Here is a 21,172-nt window from a genome sequence, read left to right as displayed (position 1 = left end):
TCATGAGTATCCTCCACATCAAAAACATGGTTTGTGATCGCTGCAAGAAAGTGATTAATGACGAGCTAATAGCATTAGGTGTGGAGGTGCATTCCATTGAGTTAGGCGTGCTTGAGATTGATTCAAAATCAGTTGATCTTGAAACTATCGCGAATACAATTGAAGCTCATGGTTTTGAGTTGATAGAAAGCAAAGAAGAAATCCTTGTTGAACGGATAAAAGTGTTTCTTATATCCATTATTGACAAGCTGCCGATTCAGCGAAAGCACAAACTGTCAACCATGATTTCAGATGAATTGGGAAAGGACTATTCTTCACTGAGCAAAGTTTTCTCCCAAAGGGAACACTTCACTATTGAGAAATATTTCCTACGATTGAAACTAGAGAAGGTCAAAGAGCTGATTCAAAACGACTCCCATTCCTTTTCTCAGATTGCAGCTATGCTCGATTATTCAAGCATTAATCATTTGTCTGGCCAGTTCAAACAGGAAACAGGGCTCAGTATGTCTGAGTACAAATCGATGGTCAATAGGGATCGAAAACCGCTTGACAAAATTGTGTAAATCAAATCCATGATTATGAAATTGATTCAGTTTTGCTCCTCAGAACTTTGTTTCATTAAATGTAAAATGAGATGAAGCACACGTATCAAATTTCCGGAATGACCTGCAATGGTTGCAAGAGTCATGTAGAGAAAACGCTCAAAAAAGTTGTGGGTATTTCTGATGTTTCTGTGGATTTAGCGAATAATGAAGCAATTGTTGAAATGGATTCTCATGTTTCTATAGAAACGCTGAAAGAAGCTATGAAAAAGGATGGAGATCGCTATGACATTCATCTTCCGGGATCTCACGATCATCACGCATCTTCCAAATCAAAGAAAAACAGTATTGGCGGATCTGGTAAATATTATTGCCCAATGCTCTGCGAGGGTGATAAGAAATACGACAAGTCAGGAGATTGTCCTAAGTGTGGGATGGATTTGGAAAAAGAAGAAACTTCCAAAACAGTCTACACCTGTCCAATGCATCCTGAAATTGAGCAGGATCATCCCGGTTCTTGCCCAAAATGTGGAATGGATTTAGAGCCCAAGGAAGCTACAGGAGATGAAGGATCTGAAGAACAGCAAGCATACAAGAAAATGCTTACCAAGTTCTGGATCTCTGTAGCATTTTCACTCCCTGTTTTCTTCATTGCCATGAGTGATATGATTGGTGTATCACTTTCGGGAATAGCACCAGAACAAACATGGGGGTGGGTGCAGTTTGTGCTGAGTACACCAGTCATCTTTTACTCCTGTTGGAATTTCTTTGTTCGGGGCTACAAATCCATTATCAATCGTTCTCCTAATATGTGGACTTTAATCACTTTGGGAGCGGGTTCTGCGTACATTTTTAGCATCATTGCTTTGCTTTTCCCCGATATTTTCCCCGCTCAGTTCAAGTCTGGTGAAGGTGCTGTTCACCTTTATTTCGAAGCGGCCGTTGTTATCCTTACATTGATACTCTTGGGGCAATTACTTGAAGCTAAAGCAAGAAGTCAAACGAACTCTGCTATTAAAGAATTGCTCAATCTGGTACCACCAGAGGCAACAGTAATCCGGGAAGGTGTAGAAATGACCATTCCACTGGAGCATGTAAGACTGAATGATCTTATCAAAATTAGACCTGGGGAGAAGATCCCAGTAGATGGTGAGATTACAGAAGGGAAAAGCAGCATCGATGAATCTATGATAACAGGTGAGCCGGTCCCAGTTGAGAAATCCCAAGGTGACAATGTCATTGGTGGTACAATCAATGGAACCAGTTCTTTCCAGATGAAGGCACTCAAAGTAGGGAGCGATACGCTCCTTTCACAGATCATAGAAATGGTGAATAAAGCCAGCCGTACCAAAGCACCCATTCAAAATCTCGCTGATAAGGTTTCTGGTTATTTCGTCCCTATCGTTGTGACGATTGCACTTATTTCTTTTACGGTCTGGGCTGTATGGGGTCCAGACCCCAAGCTTGTTTATGCGTTTACAAGTGCAGTTACGGTACTCATTATAGCCTGTCCATGTGCCCTTGGCCTGGCCACGCCCATGTCTATTATGGTAGGAACAGGCAAAGGTGCAAAGCAGGGTATTTTGGTAAAGGACGCCAGAGCTATTGAAGATATGCATAAAGTAACTACGCTGGTTGTCGACAAAACAGGTACTATCACTCAGGGAAAACCATCTCTACAAGATGTTCAATCAATAAGTAAAAAACATACTGCAGAAGCTATTCTACAGATGGCCGCCTCTCTGGAGTCAAACAGTGAACATCCACTTGCTTACGCCATAATTGAAGGGGCACAAAATAAAGGGTTGAAACCTCAGAAAGTGGATGATTTCAATTCTATCACAGGAAAGGGGATAACTGGAAAAGTAGATGAAACAGAAGTGGCTATTGGTAATAAAAAGCTCCTGGCGGAACTTGATCTGGTTCTGAAAACTGAATTTCAAGAAGACGTTGAAAAGAGACAACTAGCGGGTGAGACCGTCATGTTTGTGGTGAGCGAGAAGGAGATAGTTGGATTCGTCAGTGTAGCTGATCCAATCAAAGCATCGTCAGCTTCTGCAATCAAACACTTGCAAGAGCAAGGCTTGGAAGTGATTATGCTCACGGGTGACAATAAAAACACTGCCAAAGCAGTAGCCGATAAACTAGACCTAGATGGATATGAAGCTGATCTTTTGCCTGAAAACAAATACGAGAAAGTTAAATCACTTCAAGGGGCTGGAAAGATCGTAGCAATGGCTGGTGATGGAATTAATGACGCACCTGCACTGGCTCAAGCTAATGTTGGGATAGCTATGGGGACAGGTACTGATGTAGCCATTGAAAGTGCAAGTCTAACTCTTGTGAAGGGCGAGCTTGACGGAATTGTACGCGCGCGACAGCTAAGTACTGATGTAATGCAAAATATCAAACAGAATCTTTTTTTTGCATTTGTATATAACATGTTAGGTGTGCCGATAGCTGCAGGCATACTTTTTCCAGTATTCGGCCTTTTATTAAGTCCGATGCTTGCAGCACTTGCTATGAGCCTCAGCTCCGTTTCAGTGATAGGAAATAGTTTAAGATTAAGATAAATGATCAGCATAAAAACGATACTGCAAACATTCGTCATAGCTGCAACGCTCTTTGCCTGCAATACAGGTAAAAATGAGCAAGAAGAAACCTTTCTTAGCAAAATAGACCTGGCAAACTTAGATGGTAAATCAATGGAGTCTGATCAGTTCCAGGACAAAATTATTATTCTAAATCTATGGGCAACATGGTGCAGTCCTTGTATCAAAGAAATGCCGGACTTGATGAAGATGCAAAACGAATTGACAGATGATTTTGTGCTATTACTGGCATCTGATGAAGGCTCTGAAAAGATTCAAAAATTTACTCAAAGACGTGGCTTTGATCTTAAGTTTATACAAATTCAAAACTCAATGGAATCATTGGGGGTGTATTCGCTACCTACCACATTCATCATTGGTAAGGATGGCCAGCTACTAGAAACGCTGGTAGGCACTCGCAAATGGGACAGCCCTGAACAAATTGAACAACTTAAAACCTACTTAGAATGAAATCACTAACCTTATACATTATTGTAGCACTCCTTGTTATTTCATGCCAACCGGCTAATGAAAAAGCTGAAGGAACCTCAAATCTAAAAAGCTTGGAAGCTCCATCTGGGAGTAACACTTCATTGCCATATCTAACCAAAGGTGGAGATAATTTTTTGTACATGTCATGGGTAGAAAAAAGAGATTCAGGTTGGATTGACTTAAAATATTCAGTGCTTAAGGAAGGTGCCTGGCAAGTTTCTGAAGTAATTGCATCCGGCAAAGACTGGTTCGTTAATTGGGCGGATTACCCAATGATGGCTGTTGACAATCAGGGAAATATGGTTGCTCACTACTTAGCAAAGAGCTCTGCAGGAACCTATTCCTATGATGTGAATGTCGTCTTTAAGCCAGAAGGAAGGCAATGGTCTGATCCAATTGTACCGCATGATGATCATACGCCAACTGAACATGGTTTTGCGACCCTGCTCCCTAATAATGATGGTTCTTTCTTACTCACATGGCTTGATGGTCGCAATACCGGAGGTGGAGATCATGACACACACGATGGACATGGTGGAGGTGGAGCAATGACCATCCGTACAGCTACATTAGGCATGAATGGGATCTTATCAAATGAGGCTGAGCTTGACTCAAGAGTTTGTGATTGCTGCCAAACAGGTGGAGCAATGACCTCAAATGGACCTGTTATCGTATACCGGGATAGATCTGAGGAAGAGGTAAGAGATATGTCTTTTGTAAGGATGATGGAGAATGAGTGGACAGCACCATCCAGTATTAACACGGATGGTTGGAAAATTAACGGCTGTCCTGTAAACGGGCCACGGATAGCAACTTTCGACAATACGGCAGCAGTCGCGTGGTTTACAGCCGCGGATGGAATTGCTCAAGTAAAAGTTGCTTTTCTAGGTGATTCTGACAAATCTTTTCAGGAACCAATCATTATTGATGATACCGGTTCTGTAGGACGGGTAGATGTCGTAATGAAAGATGAAGATTCTGCCATTGTTAGTTGGCTCGATCTGGATGATGAAACACCATATATTAAATACATTCAAGTTTTCAAGGACGGAAAGATGGGTGACACAAAAATAGTATCGGCTACAAGTGCTTCAAGAGGAAGTGGATTTCCTCAGATGGAGATGGTGAATGGCGTATTATTTTTTGCTTGGACCAACATGATAGAAAATGAGACTAAAATTGATATGAAAATGGTGGAGCTATAGGCTTTTTGAGAGCGGTAATTGAAGACATTAATTTAAGTCGGTATGTAGTTGTTCACTATTGTTCTTTTACTTCACTCAATTGAGCGACCATTTACTTCCCGGTTTAAAAACTATCAACTAACCCCCTTTTTTATTCACTCACCGAATTATTCTGATTCTACAGTTGGTATTCAGGTTTATTTGAACTTGAATAAACCTAGATATGAGTCGCTTAATTAGTATTTCAACTTTATTGCTTTTAGGAGTTGGTCATTCTATAATCGGACAAAATCTTGATTATGATTCTCTGTATCTGTTAAAGAATTGCATCACCTTGGATGCTAAGGAATCTATTGATGAAGATAGAGCTGACCTTATTTACAAATGGCAGTTTGGAGATGGTGAAGAAGGCAGCGGTCAGGTGGTAGAGCACTGTTTTGATAGTCTTGGTAGTTATAATGTAAAACTATCTATCATTGACCCTTCTGTGGTTTCCATTTTTCAAGATGAATGGAACTTTGAAGTTACTATTACAGAGGACTATCTCATTTCTTTTGCAACTGAACAATCCGGTTTAGCAATCTCCTGCGAATCTTTTCTTACTTATGATTCCAAACCAGAGCATGTAGAATACTTCTGGGATTATGGTGATGGTGAATACCAGATTGGGAAGGAGGCATACCACACCTATGATTCAGCTGGTTTATATACAATAAGACTTTTGGCTCATGTGATGTTTGGAGAAGAAATTATCAATTTATCAACGATCCAAACCATAAAAGTAAACTGATATGAAGGCAAGATTTTTAATTGTATTCTTACTCTTTTTCTGCATGATATTTACCGCAGCGAGAATGGAAGCTCAGATGGTTCCCAGCAGCTTTGAGCAGATAGACTATCTGGTAACTTTCGGTCCCCAAAGTAACCCTGCCTGGGGAGATGATGATCACAGTCAGGTTTTCTTTTTTGTGATCCCAACTTCATTTACAAAGCCGGTATATATACGCGTTTTTGATGCTAGCACCGGAAGCAATATTGATGAGAGAAATGGTGAATGGAATACTTTAACCAAGTTCTCTATTTATGGAGGAAAAGGAACTCATAGCAATCCGGATAGTCGAAAACCAGATCCGGTTGGCGAGTATAAAAGTGGACGACTGATGGCTAGTAGGACGTTTTCTAAGGAAGAAAAATACGATAATAAATGGTACACATTTGGCCCGTTCAACCCAATGGAAGGGGAGAAAGCTGAGGAAATGGGAGGACACGTGTTCAAGGTAGTAGCGGAAGGAATTCAAGGAAACGATGGGAACTTATACAAGTACTTTCTGAGCACTCAGCCTGATCTCAATAGGGAAGTGGAAGGAGCCAACGCATTTACTTATGAATATTCATTTAGGCTACCGGAAGCTTTCAATACAGTTGCTCATCTGTATCCATTCATTGATAAGGATATAGTAAGTATTACACAGCACAATTTTGATTTTGATAACGAAGGAAAAGTACTGATCTACACAGTGGCAAAGAATCGCCACTTAGCTGATGTTTCATTAAACAACGATTGGGGTATCAGCAAACACATGATCGAAGAAGAAGAAAAGAACACATCCATGGATCTCCAGATCGTAAAGCGGAGAACATCAAGAAATGACATGGTTTGCTACGTCACCAATCAATACGGTGAAGCAGTCGCATTTTTTTCATCGCCCATTGGAGGACCTCCTAAGTATAAGTATAAGGTAAATGTGAAATACAAGACGAAGAAAAAGAACTGACTATGGTTAAGATAAGATTGACGATCATCCTTCTTTTTGCATCTATTCTTGCTTTAGCAGGAGTTAGAGATTTTAGTATTAAACAATATGGAATTGATCATGATTTTGATGGGATATTTATTTACAGTATTGTTCAAGATGATGATGGATATCTATGGATAGGTACTGACGATGGCTTATACCGTTTCGATGGAAAAACCATGATCAACCTTAATGAAAGCGATAGCACGATGGGTAATCTGGTTACTGCATCTACAGTTTCAGCAGATGGCCACTTATATCTTGGCTACTATGAAGGTGGAGTTAGTATTGTAGAGCATGGCAGATATAGAAAGGTGATTGGAGCAGATACTCTTGCCAGTAAAATCAACAAATTTTATCGAGATTCTGAAGGAGTCATTTGGGTGCTCTCTCAGAACAGTGGTTTGGCTCGAATTTTTGAAGATAAAGCAGAAGTAATACCAGTTGATTTTCTCAGTGAGTTAATTACTACAGACCTCATCCGACATGAGAATTATTTATATATAGCCACCAGTGAAGGTCTTGTAAAAATGAAAATTGAGCCCAATGGAGAATTATCCATAAGTGGCTTTGTTGAAGGGTCTTTTGGAAAGCAAATAACTGCTCTTTATGAAGATCCTCATGACGACAATGTGCTTTGGGTAGGGTCTGAAGACGGACTGTATTTCGTTGATCATTCGGACGATGAAAAACTAGTAGCCGTGAGAAATCTGGAACATTTACGGGTCACATCTATTGCACGAGATGAGTTAAAGACGTTATGGATAGGTACTGCACAATCCGGCTTGATAGAGATAGAACTAAAAGACAATCACCCTCACAAAATCACAAGTTTTGATATAGCGCATGGATTTCCGAGTAACCAGATTAATAGTTTATATGTTGATCGTGAAAATGAGGTATGGGTTGGAACATTTGGAAGTGGCCTTATACAGTTAAATCGAGCTTTTTTTCATCACTATGAGCTTAGTAAGTCTGTTGGAATAGCAGGCATCAATGATATACATCAGGTGAGTAGAGATCTTTATTACCTGGCCAGTGATAAAGGGCTGGTTAGGGCTTTTAATAAGCCAGGAAAGGATAGCTTGAATTTTGAGATTATTCAAAATACTTCTATGTTTTCAGTTAATCAACTGCTCGTCCAAGAAGATGTAGTTTGGCTAGGTACTTCAAATAAAGGTTTGATTAAATATAACCTAAATGATGGCAGCACTCAACGTATTTATTTAAATCCAGTAGATCCAGGTGCCAGTCACATGGTTCGGTATATAACTGAAGGAGCTAATAATGATCTATGGGTTTCTATTGCTGGAAATGGGGTCTACAACATTGAATACGATGGTACTTTAAAACGACATTTCAATACCAGAAACGGATTTTACCACAACGAGGTATTTTCCATACTTCCGGATAAAGCAGGCAATGTGTGGTTTGGAGCTCAGGCCGTGGGGTTGGCAATTCTGCGAAGTGATGGCGAAATACAGTTTTTGACTAAAGATGAAATATTTCCTGCAAGAGACATCAACAGTATTTCTCAGGATGATTCGGGAAAAATTTGGATAGCCACCTCTGGTGAAGGCCTATATAGCTTCAATGGAGAAGAATTTGAGCGTTTTGATGAATCCAATGGCTTGGTTTCCAATTTTTGTAATGCGGTAGAAGTAGACAATGCCAATCAGATTTGGGTAGGTCACCGGATGGGGCTAAGCTTGATACAACCGGAGTATGGTCTTGTCAGACAATTTGATCATCCAAGTGAGTTAGGTGAGACGGAAGCAGTAATAAATTCAGTATCAAAAGATGCCCAGGGAAATATCTGGTTTGGAAATCCCTACGGCGTTACTAAAGTTATTCTCCCACATATCCAACATGTAATAAAAGAGCGAGAAACTCATATACAGAACATTCGATTATTCTTCCAGGAAGTTGATCTGTTAGCGTATAGCTCATTGGAAAAACTCGACAATACACTACCTAATGATCTTGACTTTCATCACAGCGACAATCACATCACATTTGATTTTATAGCCATAAATCTGAAAAACCCGAACGCCATTCATTATCAGTACCAACTCAAAGGATACGATAAAATATGGTCACCGGTAACTACATCTAATGTAGCCACATTCACAAATCTTGATCCAGGGACTTACACATTTAAGGTGAGAGAATCAGATCATCCAGGTTTATGGGGAGACGATTATCATGAAATTACTTTTGAAATAGACCATCCTTATTGGGAGAAATGGTGGTTTTACCTGCTGCAAATCTCCTTTATACTGGGGATTATGTTCATCACCTTTATGCTATCCAAACGGATTCAAAATCTTTTCTTGCTACGATTGATGGTTTATGTCAGCCTCTTCATGCTTTTCGAATATATCCACACGGAGGTTGAACCGTTCATTGAGCAAATTGCAGGAGAGACTCCTATTTTCCAGGTAGGTATCAATTTAATGTTAGCTCTCATACTACTACCGGTGGAATTAAAACTAGCGACTTACTTAAAAAGCAGGGAGGCCAGAGGTAGAGAAAAGTTAGAAACAGTGACTTCAGAATGAAACAAATAATAACAGCGATAGTATTGCTTTGGGGAAATAGCTTAATGTCCCAAGGGATCACCCTTGATCCAGTAAAAAAAGCAGATAAATACTTTGAAGAGTTTAGCTATTCCAAAGCCGCTGAACTATACAAGGCAGTGCTCTTGCAAGATGACACGGATAGAGGCTATGTAACCGACCAGATTGCTTTATCATACAAGAACTTAAATGATGCAGATAGTAGTGAAGTTTGGTTCAAAAAAGCAATTGATTTATCCTCAAAGAAGCCAGCTAATTACTTCTTTTTAGGTGAAGCTCTAATGATCAATAGCAAATATGAAGAAGCTAGATATTGGTTTGAAGAGTATCAAAAAGCTAGGCCTGATGATCCCAGAGCTGCAAAAAAACTCAAAGCGATCGCAGATTTAGAACAATTCAATAATACCTTATTTAATGCAAAAATTGAGACAGTTGGTTTCAATTCCCCGGGCTTAGATTTCAGTCCGGCATTCTACAAGGAGGGGATTGTATTTGTTTCTTCCAGGCCAAAAAATAATTGGGTTCAGAAAGAGTTTAACTGGGATCAATCTAGGTTTTTGGATATATACATAGCAAAATCACCTTCAGAGGCATCATATTTTTCGGAAGGACTAAATACGCCATTTCATGAAGGTCCACTAGTTTTTTATAATAACTACCAATCAGTTGTTTTCACCAGAAACAACTACGAAGGCAAGAAATTAAATAAAGACGAGAAAGGAGTAACTAATTTGAAACTGTTTTTCGCAAGCTGGAATCAAGCGTTGAAGACATGGGATGATGAGCAACCGTTCGCCTATAATGATGATAGATATTCCAACGGATCTCCGGCTATTTCTACTGATGGAAACGTACTCATTTTTGCTTCCGATATGCCGGGTGGTTTTGGACAATCCGATTTATACATATCCTTTAGAAATGGTGATACCTGGAGTGAACCTCAAAACCTAGGCAGTAGAATCAATACAAAAGGAAGAGACGGATTCCCTTTTCTGGATAAAGGCCAATTGTTTTTTACTTCAGATGGACATGAAGGTCTTGGCGGACTCGACATTTATTCTATTAATTTCTCCGGTAGTGAAGTACTCGGTAAAGTAAGAAATGTAGGTGCTCCTTTTAATAGTAGCAAAGATGATTTTGGATTAATTCTAAAAGATGGACAAGGGTACTTCACCTCAAATAGAGTGAAGTCTATGGGCGATGATATCTATTCTTTTCAAGTCCAAGAACCATTGTATGTAGTGTTGATCGGGGAGGTATTCGATCTAGAGCTAAATAAAGGATTGGACAAGTCAGATGTATTCTTTAAAAACGATCAAGGGGAATACCTCTATACGCGCTCAAACGATAGCGGAGAATATATGCTGAGAGCTCCGCTTAATTCATCATGGAATGTCTATGCGGGAAAGCATAAATACGATTTGGTAGAATCAATTGACGTAAAATTGACAGAGGGAGATACCATCGCACTGGAAAGAATTTTCCTGACTAACGAAACAAGTCTCAAAGATTCATTAAACCTAATTGATGCCACACTTATTGTGGATACACGAATCAAACCTCATGACGAGACGAGTAATTACGTAGATGAGTTTGGAAACGGAGATACTTTAAAATTTGATAGGGTTTACTTTGATCTTGATCAATCAAACCTTAGAGAAAAATCAAAGGAGATGCTAAATCGAGCCGCTAACTTCATGATTGAGCATGTTGATGTGACGATTATTCTTTCTTCTCATACAGATTCGAGAGCAAGTGATACTTATAATAGCTCCCTATCAGGCAGAAGATCCAATGCAGTATCCAACTACTTGATAGAAATGGGTGTAAATGCTGGACGAATTCAAAAAATCAATCTTGGTGAAAGCGCCTTGACAAACAATTGTGAAGATGATGTCGAGTGCTCCGAAACCGAGCATCAGTTCAATAGAAGAACGGAGATTTCATTTATCAAAAAGAGTATGTGATTCTTTTTAAAGACAACAGTGAGCCACTTTTTATCAAGAAGTGGCTTTTTTTTTGTCAACCAACGATTTCCCCAAACGGGAAAGAAATATCATCCACCCCTACATTTCTTTATCTCACCGAATATTAGGAATATACCGGTCTGACATTTATGACTTTTATGATTCAGTTAGATTGATTAAAATGAATAAATATCTCTTAATATTATTTTTCATATTTTGTGCATTAGCCACCTTCTCACAAACCAAAGGCTTAATATATAAGCCAGCAGGAGCTGGTAAAGCGATACTTGATCCCAATTTAGACGGATATACTTCTACTACAACGAATGGATTTATTTCGGAAGATGAATCTGAAAGTGAAATTCCATATACACCACTTCCAAGTGTAGGTACTGCTGAGCCAGACAGCGACCTGGGACCTGGACCTTCATGTGGATTTACAGACCTGGTAAAATCTGATGATAATCACACTATTTATACTTATTTGGATGCAAGCGATAACCTTATGTTTCGCTTTCGTTTGGGCGGTACGGCTGAGAATTCTAAGGCATATTCTATTTTGATTGATACGGACCAAAAATTTGGAGCTTCAGGAGATAATGCTGATCCAAACTACACCATTGGCAACCCTGGTTTTGAAATTGAAGTGGTTTTGCGAACCAATTTTGGAGTTGGATTATATGATATTGATGGAACAATTGCTGGTACGGAAATTGGAGATGCAACGGTGGATCGACCTTACGATGATTTTGCACAGAAATCCATCGCACACTCTGAAATTTGTGGAGATGATGATTATTTCTATGATTTTTATATTCCATTCGCAGATATAACCTCAGCGTTTCCTAGCATCACAACCTCCACAGCATTGCGTATGGTAGGTCAGACAGTAATCAATCCTAAATCTGCTATTGGCAATAATGGTATTTCTGATTTAGGAGGTATTGATGATAATATTGGGATTACTGATGGGTTATGGGAGGATTTAATTGATGTATTTCCACCAACTTCTTTAGACGACATTGGGAGTGGAACTACAATTCCCCCAAGAGCGTCTTGCCCTGCAGTTACAGCACCAATAGCCGTTGGAACAACATCAGTCTCTGGTACTTCTTTAGAAGAAAACGGTGCAACAATAGAACTATTTAGAGCGCCAGATGGTGTTTCAGCGCTCGTTTCTGTAGGGACTACCACAGTTAGCTCCGGCTCATGGATAATCACAGGATTGACGGCTGCAGCTGCTAATGAAGTTTTTAAAGCAACTGCCAGTGTAAGTGCAGCTACAGCAACATCAAATGGCTCTCAAGAAAAGTCAGCATCATATGATAATTGTAATGTTTCCGTTGTAGGCGCGACCTGTGCGAATGCACCGATTATCACTGGATCTACTAATAAAGGGGTGCAAGGCACATATGCTGGATTTCCAAATACTTCCTATACTATTGAACTATACACATCGACGGGAGGTGCTCCTGGGGGAACAAAATGGGATGTAGGAGAAAATCCTATTGTTATAACAACAGATGGAATTGGCAATGCAACATTTGATGTGAACTGTGGGACTGGTAATTGTATAACAAATGATGCATACTACGTTACAGCAATAAGCTCATCAGAGTGCGAGTCTAATCCTTCGAACATTGAATGTGTAGGAGTTGCTGGTTCGACTATTCCAGCAATCTCAACAACCCCAATTCTTGAAACAACAACCTCAATAAGTGGTAGTTCAGGTTCAGGAGCTGATATTGCTTTGTTTATCGATGGAATAAGTACACTGTATACTACTACTGCATCTGGTACTGGTTGGACTATTTCCGGAATTACCGGTCTTTCAGATGGTCAAGCTATTACAGTTTTCTCCACAGATCCCGGTGGATGTCCATCAGAATCTACAGCTGTTTTAGTGCAAAGTCAGTCAGCGGTGCCAATCATTACCGATGAATTTTGCACAGCTGCAGCTACTCAGGTTACCACGGTTAATGGAATATCTTCTGAAATAGGTGCCACAATAAAAATTTTCTTAGATGCCAATGTAAGTGCTGAAGCTCAGACTGCCATTGTTCCTTCCAATGGAAGATGGACCGTCACAGGATTAAGCATCAATACAGGTTCTGCGATCAGAGCCACAGCGACAAATACAGGTGAGTTGGAAAGTGATAAATCTTCACCAAATACCGTTAATACTAAAACCCCTGATCCGACAAATCAATTGACACTGAATGGGCCAATTTCTGAAGGAGATGCCTCGATAAGTGGAACCACATTAGTTAGCGCTACCGATGCTTTTGTAATTCAACTATACCTCGACGGAATTGCAATTGATGGAGCAACATATAATGTTGGTATTGGAGCATCAACAACTACATGGACAATCACCGGGCTTAATACGCCATTCGACAAACTTTTTGCCGGAGGAGTGGCCACTGTGACCATAACAAATCAAACAACTGGATTTTGTGAAAGCGATCCATCCAATGCCGTTATTATCGATTGTAAGCTACCAGCCTCACAAACATTTTCAGCTTCATCCGCAACTACCATTTGTGAAAATGAAACTATCGATTTCACTATTTCAAATACAGAAAGTCTTATCGTATATGAGTTGGTTGATCAGGATGGAAATGGAGTTGGACCAGCTATGCTTGGAGATGGGACTGCCCTTAACTTAACAACGTTTGCTTTAAGTGCATCAGTTACCAGTGTAGCAGTGAAAGCGCAAAAAATCGGTATTACTTGTGAGACTATTTTTACTCCAGCCATAGTAGTAGATGTAAAGCCACTGGCGGTGGTTTCATTATCCGCAAACAACTTACAGGTATGTAAAGGAGCGTCGACGGTTAATCTTTCATATTCTGTAACAACAAATGGTCCAGCTATAGACTATAGTATTGATTTTGATGGAGTTGCTGAAGCTGCAGGTAGCGGCTTTGTGGATATAATTGACAACAGCACGGTTGGTAGCCCAATAGCTATTTCGGTACCAGTGGATGCACCTGCTGGCACATATAATGCAGCTTTTACCGTAAGAAATTCTAACTCTGTTGTTTGTACAAGCGAACCTCAGGCATTTACTGTCACAGTAGTAGATGCTAAAATAAGCTCAGTTTCATCCATAAATCCAACCACATGTGCTGGTGTAGATGGAACCATAACAATAAGTGGTTTAGCTACTTCTACATCATATACCGCATTGGACTATTTAGATGATGGAGATATTGTAAATCATGGGGCCTTTACTTCTGATGCAAGTGGGGAGTATATTATCACAGGAATGGATGCTGGCTCATATGCAGATTTTGAAGTTACTATTCTAGGGTGTACTTCTTCAACTTTTGAAGGACCGGTTACGCTAAGTGATCCCGGAGGCGCCATTATTGCTGAAGGAACACATACACAACCTACTAGTTGCAGCTCTCCTAATGGAGAAATTGTTTTGACAGGCGTATCAACAGGAACGTACAGTGTTGATTTTACGCTAAATGGCATTTCACAGCCTTCTCAAACTATTTCTGCAACAGCTTCAGGAATTGCTGTTACGGGATTGGATGTAGGAACCTATGCTAATATTAGCATTACTGATGGTTCATCTTGTCAATCAAATACCATTGCTGGGCCGATCAATTTAGTCAATTCAAGTTCGCCGACAATTACTTTGGGAACTAACCCTTCGGTATTTCAAGGTACCACTTCTGCAAGTCTTCCATACACTGCTACAACGAACAGTCCAGATCAATATACTATTGACTATGATGTAGCTGCTGAAGGCCAAGGATTTGCAGATATCACCCCGGCCGTTTCATTAACGACATCTCCCATTGCATTGACAGTACCCGGGGGCGCTGCAGTTGGTGGTTATAATGGAACAATTACGGTGGTAAATAGCGCAACTGGATGTTCGTCTGCTCCGATAAGTTTTACCATTACTATTACAAGCGGTGATGTTATTGCACCATCACTAGATATACAAGGAGAACCATCCATTGTCAATTCTACTGATCCTTTTACGGTTACAATAGAATTTGATGAAGATGTTGTAGGTTTTGATATCACAGACATCAATGTTGGCAATGGCTCAGTATCCAATCTGATCGCGATAGATGGCAATACTTTCACAGTGTCTATTACACCAGATGGAACTGGCGATGTTACAATAGATGTACCGGCAAATTCCGCGCAAGATTTAGCGGGAAATAATAACACCGTGGCGTTACAAGCCTTAGTCACTTATGATGATGTACCTCCGGCCAATCCGACAACTGATAGTCAAATAACAAACGATTCAAGTCCTGTAATTTCTGGAGGTACGGGAACCGGTACTGCTCTGAATGCAGGAGAAACAATGACTGTAACCATAAATGGTGCTACATATAGTGTAATCCCTGATGCGTCGGGCAATTGGAGCATAGATCTTGAAACTGAAGCCCCGAGCAGTGGAACACTTGGGACATTTACAGATGGAACATACCAGATAATTACAGAAGTAAAAGATGAAGCAGGGAACATAGCGATAGATGCTACCACAGATGAGTTAACGGTTGATACCTCAGCACCCACTGTACCAGTTGTTGACAGTAAAATAACCAATGATACAAGCCCGGTTATAACTGGTTCAACAGGGATAGGAGCAGCACTACCAGCTGGTGAAACAATGACAGTCGAAATCAACGGGGCTATTTACACTGTAGTTCCTGATGCATCAGGAAACTGGACAATTGATCTAGAAACTGCAACACCATCAAGTGGGACATTGGGAACATTTGTCGATGGTATTTCATACGACATTATAGTTACAGTAGAAGACGCTGCGGGGAACAGTATCACAGACGGAACAACCAATGAAATCAGGATAGATACAAGTGCCCCAGCAACCCCTACAGTTACCAGTCAAAATGTGTGTAATGGCGTTGATCCGGTCATTACAGGAACAAGCGGAACAGGCGCTGCACTCAATTCCGATGAAACCTTGATGGTAGAAGTGAATGGAGCAAATTATACAGTGATTCCAACTGCTTCAGGTAATTGGTCAATAGATACCTCATCAGATACACCATCTAGCGGCACTTTGGGTTCATTTGATGGCGGAAGCGATTATGTAGTAACTGCTCGGGTATCTGATAGCGCAAGCAATGAATCGTCTACTTCAGGCACAATATCTATTATTTCTATTCCTAACATCAGTCTGATAAGTTCATCAGATCCAACCGCCTGTGGTGGCATGGATGGCAAAATCAATCTTAGCTTTACAAATGTTCCAAATGATATATATACGATCACTTATTTAGATGGAAGTGCAGTAAGTCAAAGTATAAATAATGTATCGGTGACAAGTAATTCGGCTACATTAAATGTAGAAGCAGGTACTTATAATGATATCAGTATTACAATATTGGGTTGTACATCAACAGGCAATGTAGATGTGACTCTGACTGATCCACTCATACCAACCATTTCTATTACCAGTTCATCTAATCCTACTACGTGTGGGGGAGATGGATCCATTTCACTTGGTTTCACCAATGTAGCAAATGGATCATACTCAATTAATCATTTGTCAGGTTCTTTTAGTAATGTGAGTATAACAAGCGGTACCGCAACTATTGGTGTAGGGGAGGGTACTTATACAGATTTAAGCATCTCAGTAAATGGCTGTACTTCTACTGAAAATCCAGATGTGACTATTACTGAGCCTACTCCAGTTACTATAGCGTTTGTTCAAGTAAATGATCCAACCTCGTGTTCAGGGAGTGATGGAAGCATTGAAATTTCTGGATTGGATGCATCAACTACATACACCGTTGATTATTCATTTGAAGGGTCCGCCATTTCAACAACTATCATGTCTGATGGATCGGGTGCTTTGGAAATAAGCGGTTTGGGTGAAGGAGATGTAGGTGATGTAAGCGTGACAGCTTTTAATTGCACATCCAACGAGCTTATTGGTCCATTTACATTAAATGAACCAGTTACAGCTACAATTGCAATACAATCATTTAGTAATCCTACAACCTGTGCCGGAGCGGATGGTGAGATCGTTTTAAATGGGTTTGAAAATAGCTTGGTATATGACCTAACCTATAAGCTTGGTGGTACTCTTGTTACTGTCAATTCCATCGCGTCTGAGTCCGATGGAACGTTAGTGATGTCAGGTTTATCCGATGGAAACTATACTGATTTTCAGGTATCAAAAAATAGCTGTATTTCTAATTTGATTGATGGTCCTGTTGCCTTAGCAGACCCCACTCCACCCACTATAAGTTCAACAGTTGGTACTGATCCATCAACATGTGCCGCTACGAATGGAAGTATTGATTTGAATGGATTAAATGACGCAGACTCATACAATGTTAGCTATACAAAAGATGCTACAACGACGAATATCAATGGAGTTAATTCTACAAGCGGAACGTATGTAATTACGGGTTTAGATGCAGGTAGTTATTCCAATATAAGTGTAGTAGTAGTAAGCTCAGGTTGTCAATCTAATATTATCCCTTCATTAGTTCTGAATCCTCCAGATATTCTGTTAGGAACTCTCGTGGATCCAAGCACTTGTTCTGGAACAGAAGGCAGCATGCAAATAAGAGGATTGGCTGCTAATACTATTTACGACCTCAATTATGATCTTGACGGTGTTGGAGCATCTACAGCTTCTATTACCTCTGATGCTGATGGAGAATACATCATTACTGGTTTATCTGCAGGTGCATACACAGTAATGAATGTAACTAATAGTGGCTGTGTGTCAAATAATTTATCAGCAACCCTAACTGATCCAACCTCACCAGTAATTGCTTTGGGAGCTCTGGCTGATCCTACAACTTGTGGTGGTACAGATGGTAGAATTCAATTAACGGGATTGATCGCGTCAACAGAATATACTGTCAAGTACTTTACTTCCGGAATTATTTCAAAGACTATAACATCGGATGGTTTTGGTAACCTTACCCTAACTGATCTTTCCGCGGAAGCGCATACAGCTATTAATGCAACCATCGATGGATGTACATCAAACGATCTCAGCGTAACATTAAATGCCCCACCTTCACCGACAGTAACTTTAGGAGCAAATCCTGAAGTATGTTTCGGGGACACTAATGCTGTTTTGACATATTCAGCGCCAACAAATTCTCCCAATAGGTACAAGATCGATTTTGATGGCGCCGCAGAAGCACAAGGCTTTACCGATATTTTAAATGCAGCTTTAGGTGCAAGTCCAATAAATATCACGGTGCCTACGAGCGCAGCTTCTGGAGGATACAATGCAATATTTACTGTTTTAAATTCATCAACCGAATGCTCAACTGATTATGCCATTACGGTCACAGTAAATGCTCCCCCAGCTTTACCAACTGTAGATTTCCTCACAACTAATAATACATCTCCATCAGTAACCGGCACTGCAGATGCTTCAAATACTGTAGTAGTTGAGATAGCAGGCGCTACATATAATACTGTAGCTACTGCGGCTGGCCAATGGGCGATTGATACAAGCTTACCAGATGCAGGCTCATTTAGTCCAAATGTCAATGGTATAAACGAGGTAACTGTTACAGTCAGTGATGGCTCATGTACCAACACTGATAACTCTTCGGGAGAATTAATCATAGACACCGCCGATCCAAAGGTACCTACTGTTGTAAGTCAAGTGACCAATGATCCAACTCCAATGCTTAAAGGAACTGCAGAACCAGGTAGTACTGTAACTGTAGTAGTAGGAGGTGCAACATATGTGGTCGTCGCAGATGGTAGTGGTAATTGGCTCATTAACACCGAAACAGAAACACCAGTAAGTGGATCTTTTAGTCCTGACGTGAATGGAACGAATGAAGTGTCAGTAACAAGTGAAGATGCAGCAGGTAATAGCACAACAGATACAACAACCCTGGAATTAGTAATTGATGTAATTGCTCCGGCTAACCCTACAGTGGTAAGTCAAACCACAGTTGATACCACACCTGTTATTACAGGAACAGCAGAAGCAGGAAGTTTGGTTGAGGTAGTTGTGGGTGGGGCCACATACCTGATAGTCGCAGACGCCAGTGGAAATTGGTCCATAAATACAGAGACTGTAACACCAAGCTCAGGTGTATTTGCGCCTAATGTAAATGGAACGAATGAAGTTATTATCACAAGCACAGATGCAGCAGGGAATAGTTCATCAGATACAAGTACGTTAGAGTTGATTATTCTTTCAGGTGATGCAGACGGTGATGGAGTGCCTGATTCAGTCGAAGATGTTGACGGAGATGGGGATCCAACAAATGATGATTCTGATGGTGATGGAACTCCAGACTATTTAGATGGGGACGATGATGGAGATGGTGTAGATACAACGGATGAAGATGTTGATGGTGATGGAGATCCATCCAATGATGATACAGATGGCGATGGAACTCCAGACTATTTAGATGACGATGACGATGGAGATGGTATAGGTACCGCAGATGAAGATCTTGACGCAGATGGAGACTCAACAAATGATGATACAGATGGAGATGGAACTCCAGATTATTTAGATGAAGACGATGATGGAGATGGATTGAATACGGAAGAAGAAGATGTTGATGGTGATGGAGATCCTACAAATGATGATTCAGATGGTGATGGAGATCCGGATTATTTGGATGAAGATGATGATGGTGATGGAATCCTTACAGAAGACGAAGATACAGATGGCGATGGCGACCCAACGAATGATGATTGTGATGGCGATACCGAACCAAATTATTTGGATACTGACTCTTGCGATACAGATGGGGATGGAATTCTAGATAATGACGAAGATACGGATGGCGATGGCGATCCATACAACGATGATTGTGATGGAGATACTATACCAAATTTCCTGGACCCTGATCCATGTGATACGGACGGAGATGGAATCTTAGATAATGACGAAGATACGGATGTCGATGGCGATCCATACAACGATGATTGTGATGGAGATACTATACCAAACTTCCTGGACCCTGATCCGTGTGATACGGACGGAGATGGAATCTTAGATAACGACGAAGATACAGATGGCGATGGCGATCCATATAACGATGATTGTGATGGCGACACTATACCAAACTTCCTGGACCCTGATTCATGTGATACAGACGGAGATGGAATCCTGGATAATGACGAAGATACAGATGGAGATGGCGATCCATACAATGATGATTGTGATGCCGATGGTATTCCAAACTTTCTGGATCCAGATACATGCGATACGGATGGTGATGGAATTGATGATAGCGATGAAGATACTGACGGAGATGGCGACCCAACAAATGATGATTGTGACGCCGATGGTATTCCAAACTTTCAAGATACGGACCCATGTGATACAGATGGGGATGGAATAGATGATGACGATGAAGATACAGATGGTGATGGCAATCCATATAATGACGATTGTGACGAAGATGGTACACCAAATTTTCAGGATCCTGATCCATGCGATACCGATGGGGATGGCTTGGATGATCAGGATGAAGATACAGATGGAGACGGCAATCCATATAATGATGATTGTGATGAAGATGGAGTGCCAAACTTCCAGGATTCGGATGCATGTACAGTAGATGTTACACCTAGAAAGGGATTCACCCCGGAAGGAAATGGTGAAAACGATTTCTTCTATATCCAGGACATAGAAAACTATCCAAACAATACGGTACAAATATTTAATAGATGGGGAAACAAACTCTTTGAAGTACGAGGATATAATAATGAAGATAAAGTATGGAGAGGTAATGCCAATTTTGGTCTCGTACCAGGCAGGAATGTAGTCCCTGATGGAACATACTTTTATCTCATAGACCTTGGGAATGGAAGAAAACCAATTAGTGGATTTGTTGTGATTAGACGATGATTGGTTGTAGACCAGCTAGTGGAGTAAGAGCCGGAAGAAATTCCGGCTTTTTTTGTTTTAAAATGAGGGATAATCATTAAACGGCATATTCCATCATCCACCGTGCGATTCTCTTGAGTCACCGAATATTACTTAAAAGCGCTTAGTTGAATAGCTAAT

Annotated in this window: 9 protein-coding genes; all 9 read left to right on the top strand. The window is 40.5% G+C overall.

The features are described from left to right. Window positions 1–2 precede the first annotated feature (2 nt). The 9 genes from ABJG98_RS06340 (at window position 3) to ABJG98_RS06300 (ending at window position 21,013) form a co-directional block, all read left to right on the top strand. Window positions 3–563: a helix-turn-helix domain-containing protein gene (locus tag ABJG98_RS06340; RefSeq protein WP_348278648.1), complete on the top strand. Its 561-nt coding sequence runs from the start codon at window positions 3–5 to the stop codon at window positions 561–563. A 71-nt stretch (window positions 564–634) separates the two neighbouring features. Next, complete coding sequence (locus tag ABJG98_RS06335; RefSeq protein ID WP_348278647.1) at window positions 635–3,115, top strand: heavy metal translocating P-type ATPase; 2,481 nt, start codon at window positions 635–637, stop codon at window positions 3,113–3,115. After that, window positions 3,116–3,604: a TlpA disulfide reductase family protein gene (locus ABJG98_RS06330; protein ID WP_348278646.1), complete on the top strand. Its 489-nt coding sequence runs from the start codon at window positions 3,116–3,118 to the stop codon at window positions 3,602–3,604. Beyond that, a complete protein-coding gene (locus tag ABJG98_RS06325) occupies window positions 3,601–4,830 on the top strand; it encodes an exo-alpha-sialidase (protein WP_348278645.1) in 1,230 nt (409 codons plus the stop codon). The genes ABJG98_RS06330 and ABJG98_RS06325 overlap by 4 nt, the downstream gene beginning before the upstream one ends. 202 nt (window positions 4,831–5,032) lie before the next feature. Beyond that, complete coding sequence (locus ABJG98_RS06320) at window positions 5,033–5,599, top strand: PKD domain-containing protein (RefSeq protein WP_348278644.1); 567 nt, start codon at window positions 5,033–5,035, stop codon at window positions 5,597–5,599. A gap of 1 nt (window position 5,600) precedes the next feature. Next, the gene (locus ABJG98_RS06315) at window positions 5,601–6,584 is read left to right on the top strand and encodes a hypothetical protein (RefSeq protein WP_348278643.1); all 984 of its coding nucleotides are present in this window, start codon (window positions 5,601–5,603) and stop codon (window positions 6,582–6,584) included. 2 nt (window positions 6,585–6,586) lie between these two features. Beyond that, entirely contained in the window at window positions 6,587–9,166 is a 2,580-nt protein-coding gene (locus ABJG98_RS06310) for a two-component regulator propeller domain-containing protein (RefSeq protein WP_348278642.1), read from the top strand. After that, the gene (locus tag ABJG98_RS06305; protein ID WP_348278641.1) at window positions 9,163–11,151 is read left to right on the top strand and encodes an OmpA family protein; all 1,989 of its coding nucleotides are present in this window, start codon (window positions 9,163–9,165) and stop codon (window positions 11,149–11,151) included. The genes ABJG98_RS06310 and ABJG98_RS06305 overlap by 4 nt, the downstream gene beginning before the upstream one ends. Window positions 11,152–11,332: 181 nt before the next feature. Further along, window positions 11,333–21,013 carry a gliding motility-associated C-terminal domain-containing protein gene (locus ABJG98_RS06300; RefSeq protein ID WP_348278640.1) on the top strand — a complete coding sequence of 3,227 codons (9,681 nt, stop codon included), beginning with the start codon at window positions 11,333–11,335 and terminating at the stop codon, window positions 21,011–21,013. Window positions 21,014–21,172: the final 159 nt, after the last annotated feature.

Origin of the sequence: Ekhidna sp., from assembly GCF_039960695.1 — a bacterium.
GTDB lineage: Bacteria > Bacteroidota > Bacteroidia > Cytophagales > Cyclobacteriaceae > Ekhidna.
This window is presented reverse-complemented; position numbering and strand designations above follow the sequence as displayed.

What these genes read in the sequence shown, in the direction of transcription:
- ABJG98_RS06340 (WP_348278648.1), top strand. Translation starts at nt 3, where the DNA reads ATGAGTATCCTCCACATCAAAAACATGGTTTGTGATCGCTGCAAGAAA.
- ABJG98_RS06335 (WP_348278647.1), top strand. Translation starts at nt 635, where the DNA reads ATGAAGCACACGTATCAAATTTCCGGAATGACCTGCAATGGTTGCAAG.
- ABJG98_RS06330 (WP_348278646.1), top strand. Translation starts at nt 3,116, where the DNA reads ATGATCAGCATAAAAACGATACTGCAAACATTCGTCATAGCTGCAACG.
- ABJG98_RS06325 (WP_348278645.1), top strand. Translation starts at nt 3,601, where the DNA reads ATGAAATCACTAACCTTATACATTATTGTAGCACTCCTTGTTATTTCA.
- ABJG98_RS06320 (WP_348278644.1), top strand. Translation starts at nt 5,033, where the DNA reads ATGAGTCGCTTAATTAGTATTTCAACTTTATTGCTTTTAGGAGTTGGT.
- ABJG98_RS06315 (WP_348278643.1), top strand. Translation starts at nt 5,601, where the DNA reads ATGAAGGCAAGATTTTTAATTGTATTCTTACTCTTTTTCTGCATGATA.
- ABJG98_RS06310 (WP_348278642.1), top strand. Translation starts at nt 6,587, where the DNA reads ATGGTTAAGATAAGATTGACGATCATCCTTCTTTTTGCATCTATTCTT.
- ABJG98_RS06305 (WP_348278641.1), top strand. Translation starts at nt 9,163, where the DNA reads ATGAAACAAATAATAACAGCGATAGTATTGCTTTGGGGAAATAGCTTA.
- ABJG98_RS06300 (WP_348278640.1), top strand. Translation starts at nt 11,333, where the DNA reads ATGAATAAATATCTCTTAATATTATTTTTCATATTTTGTGCATTAGCC.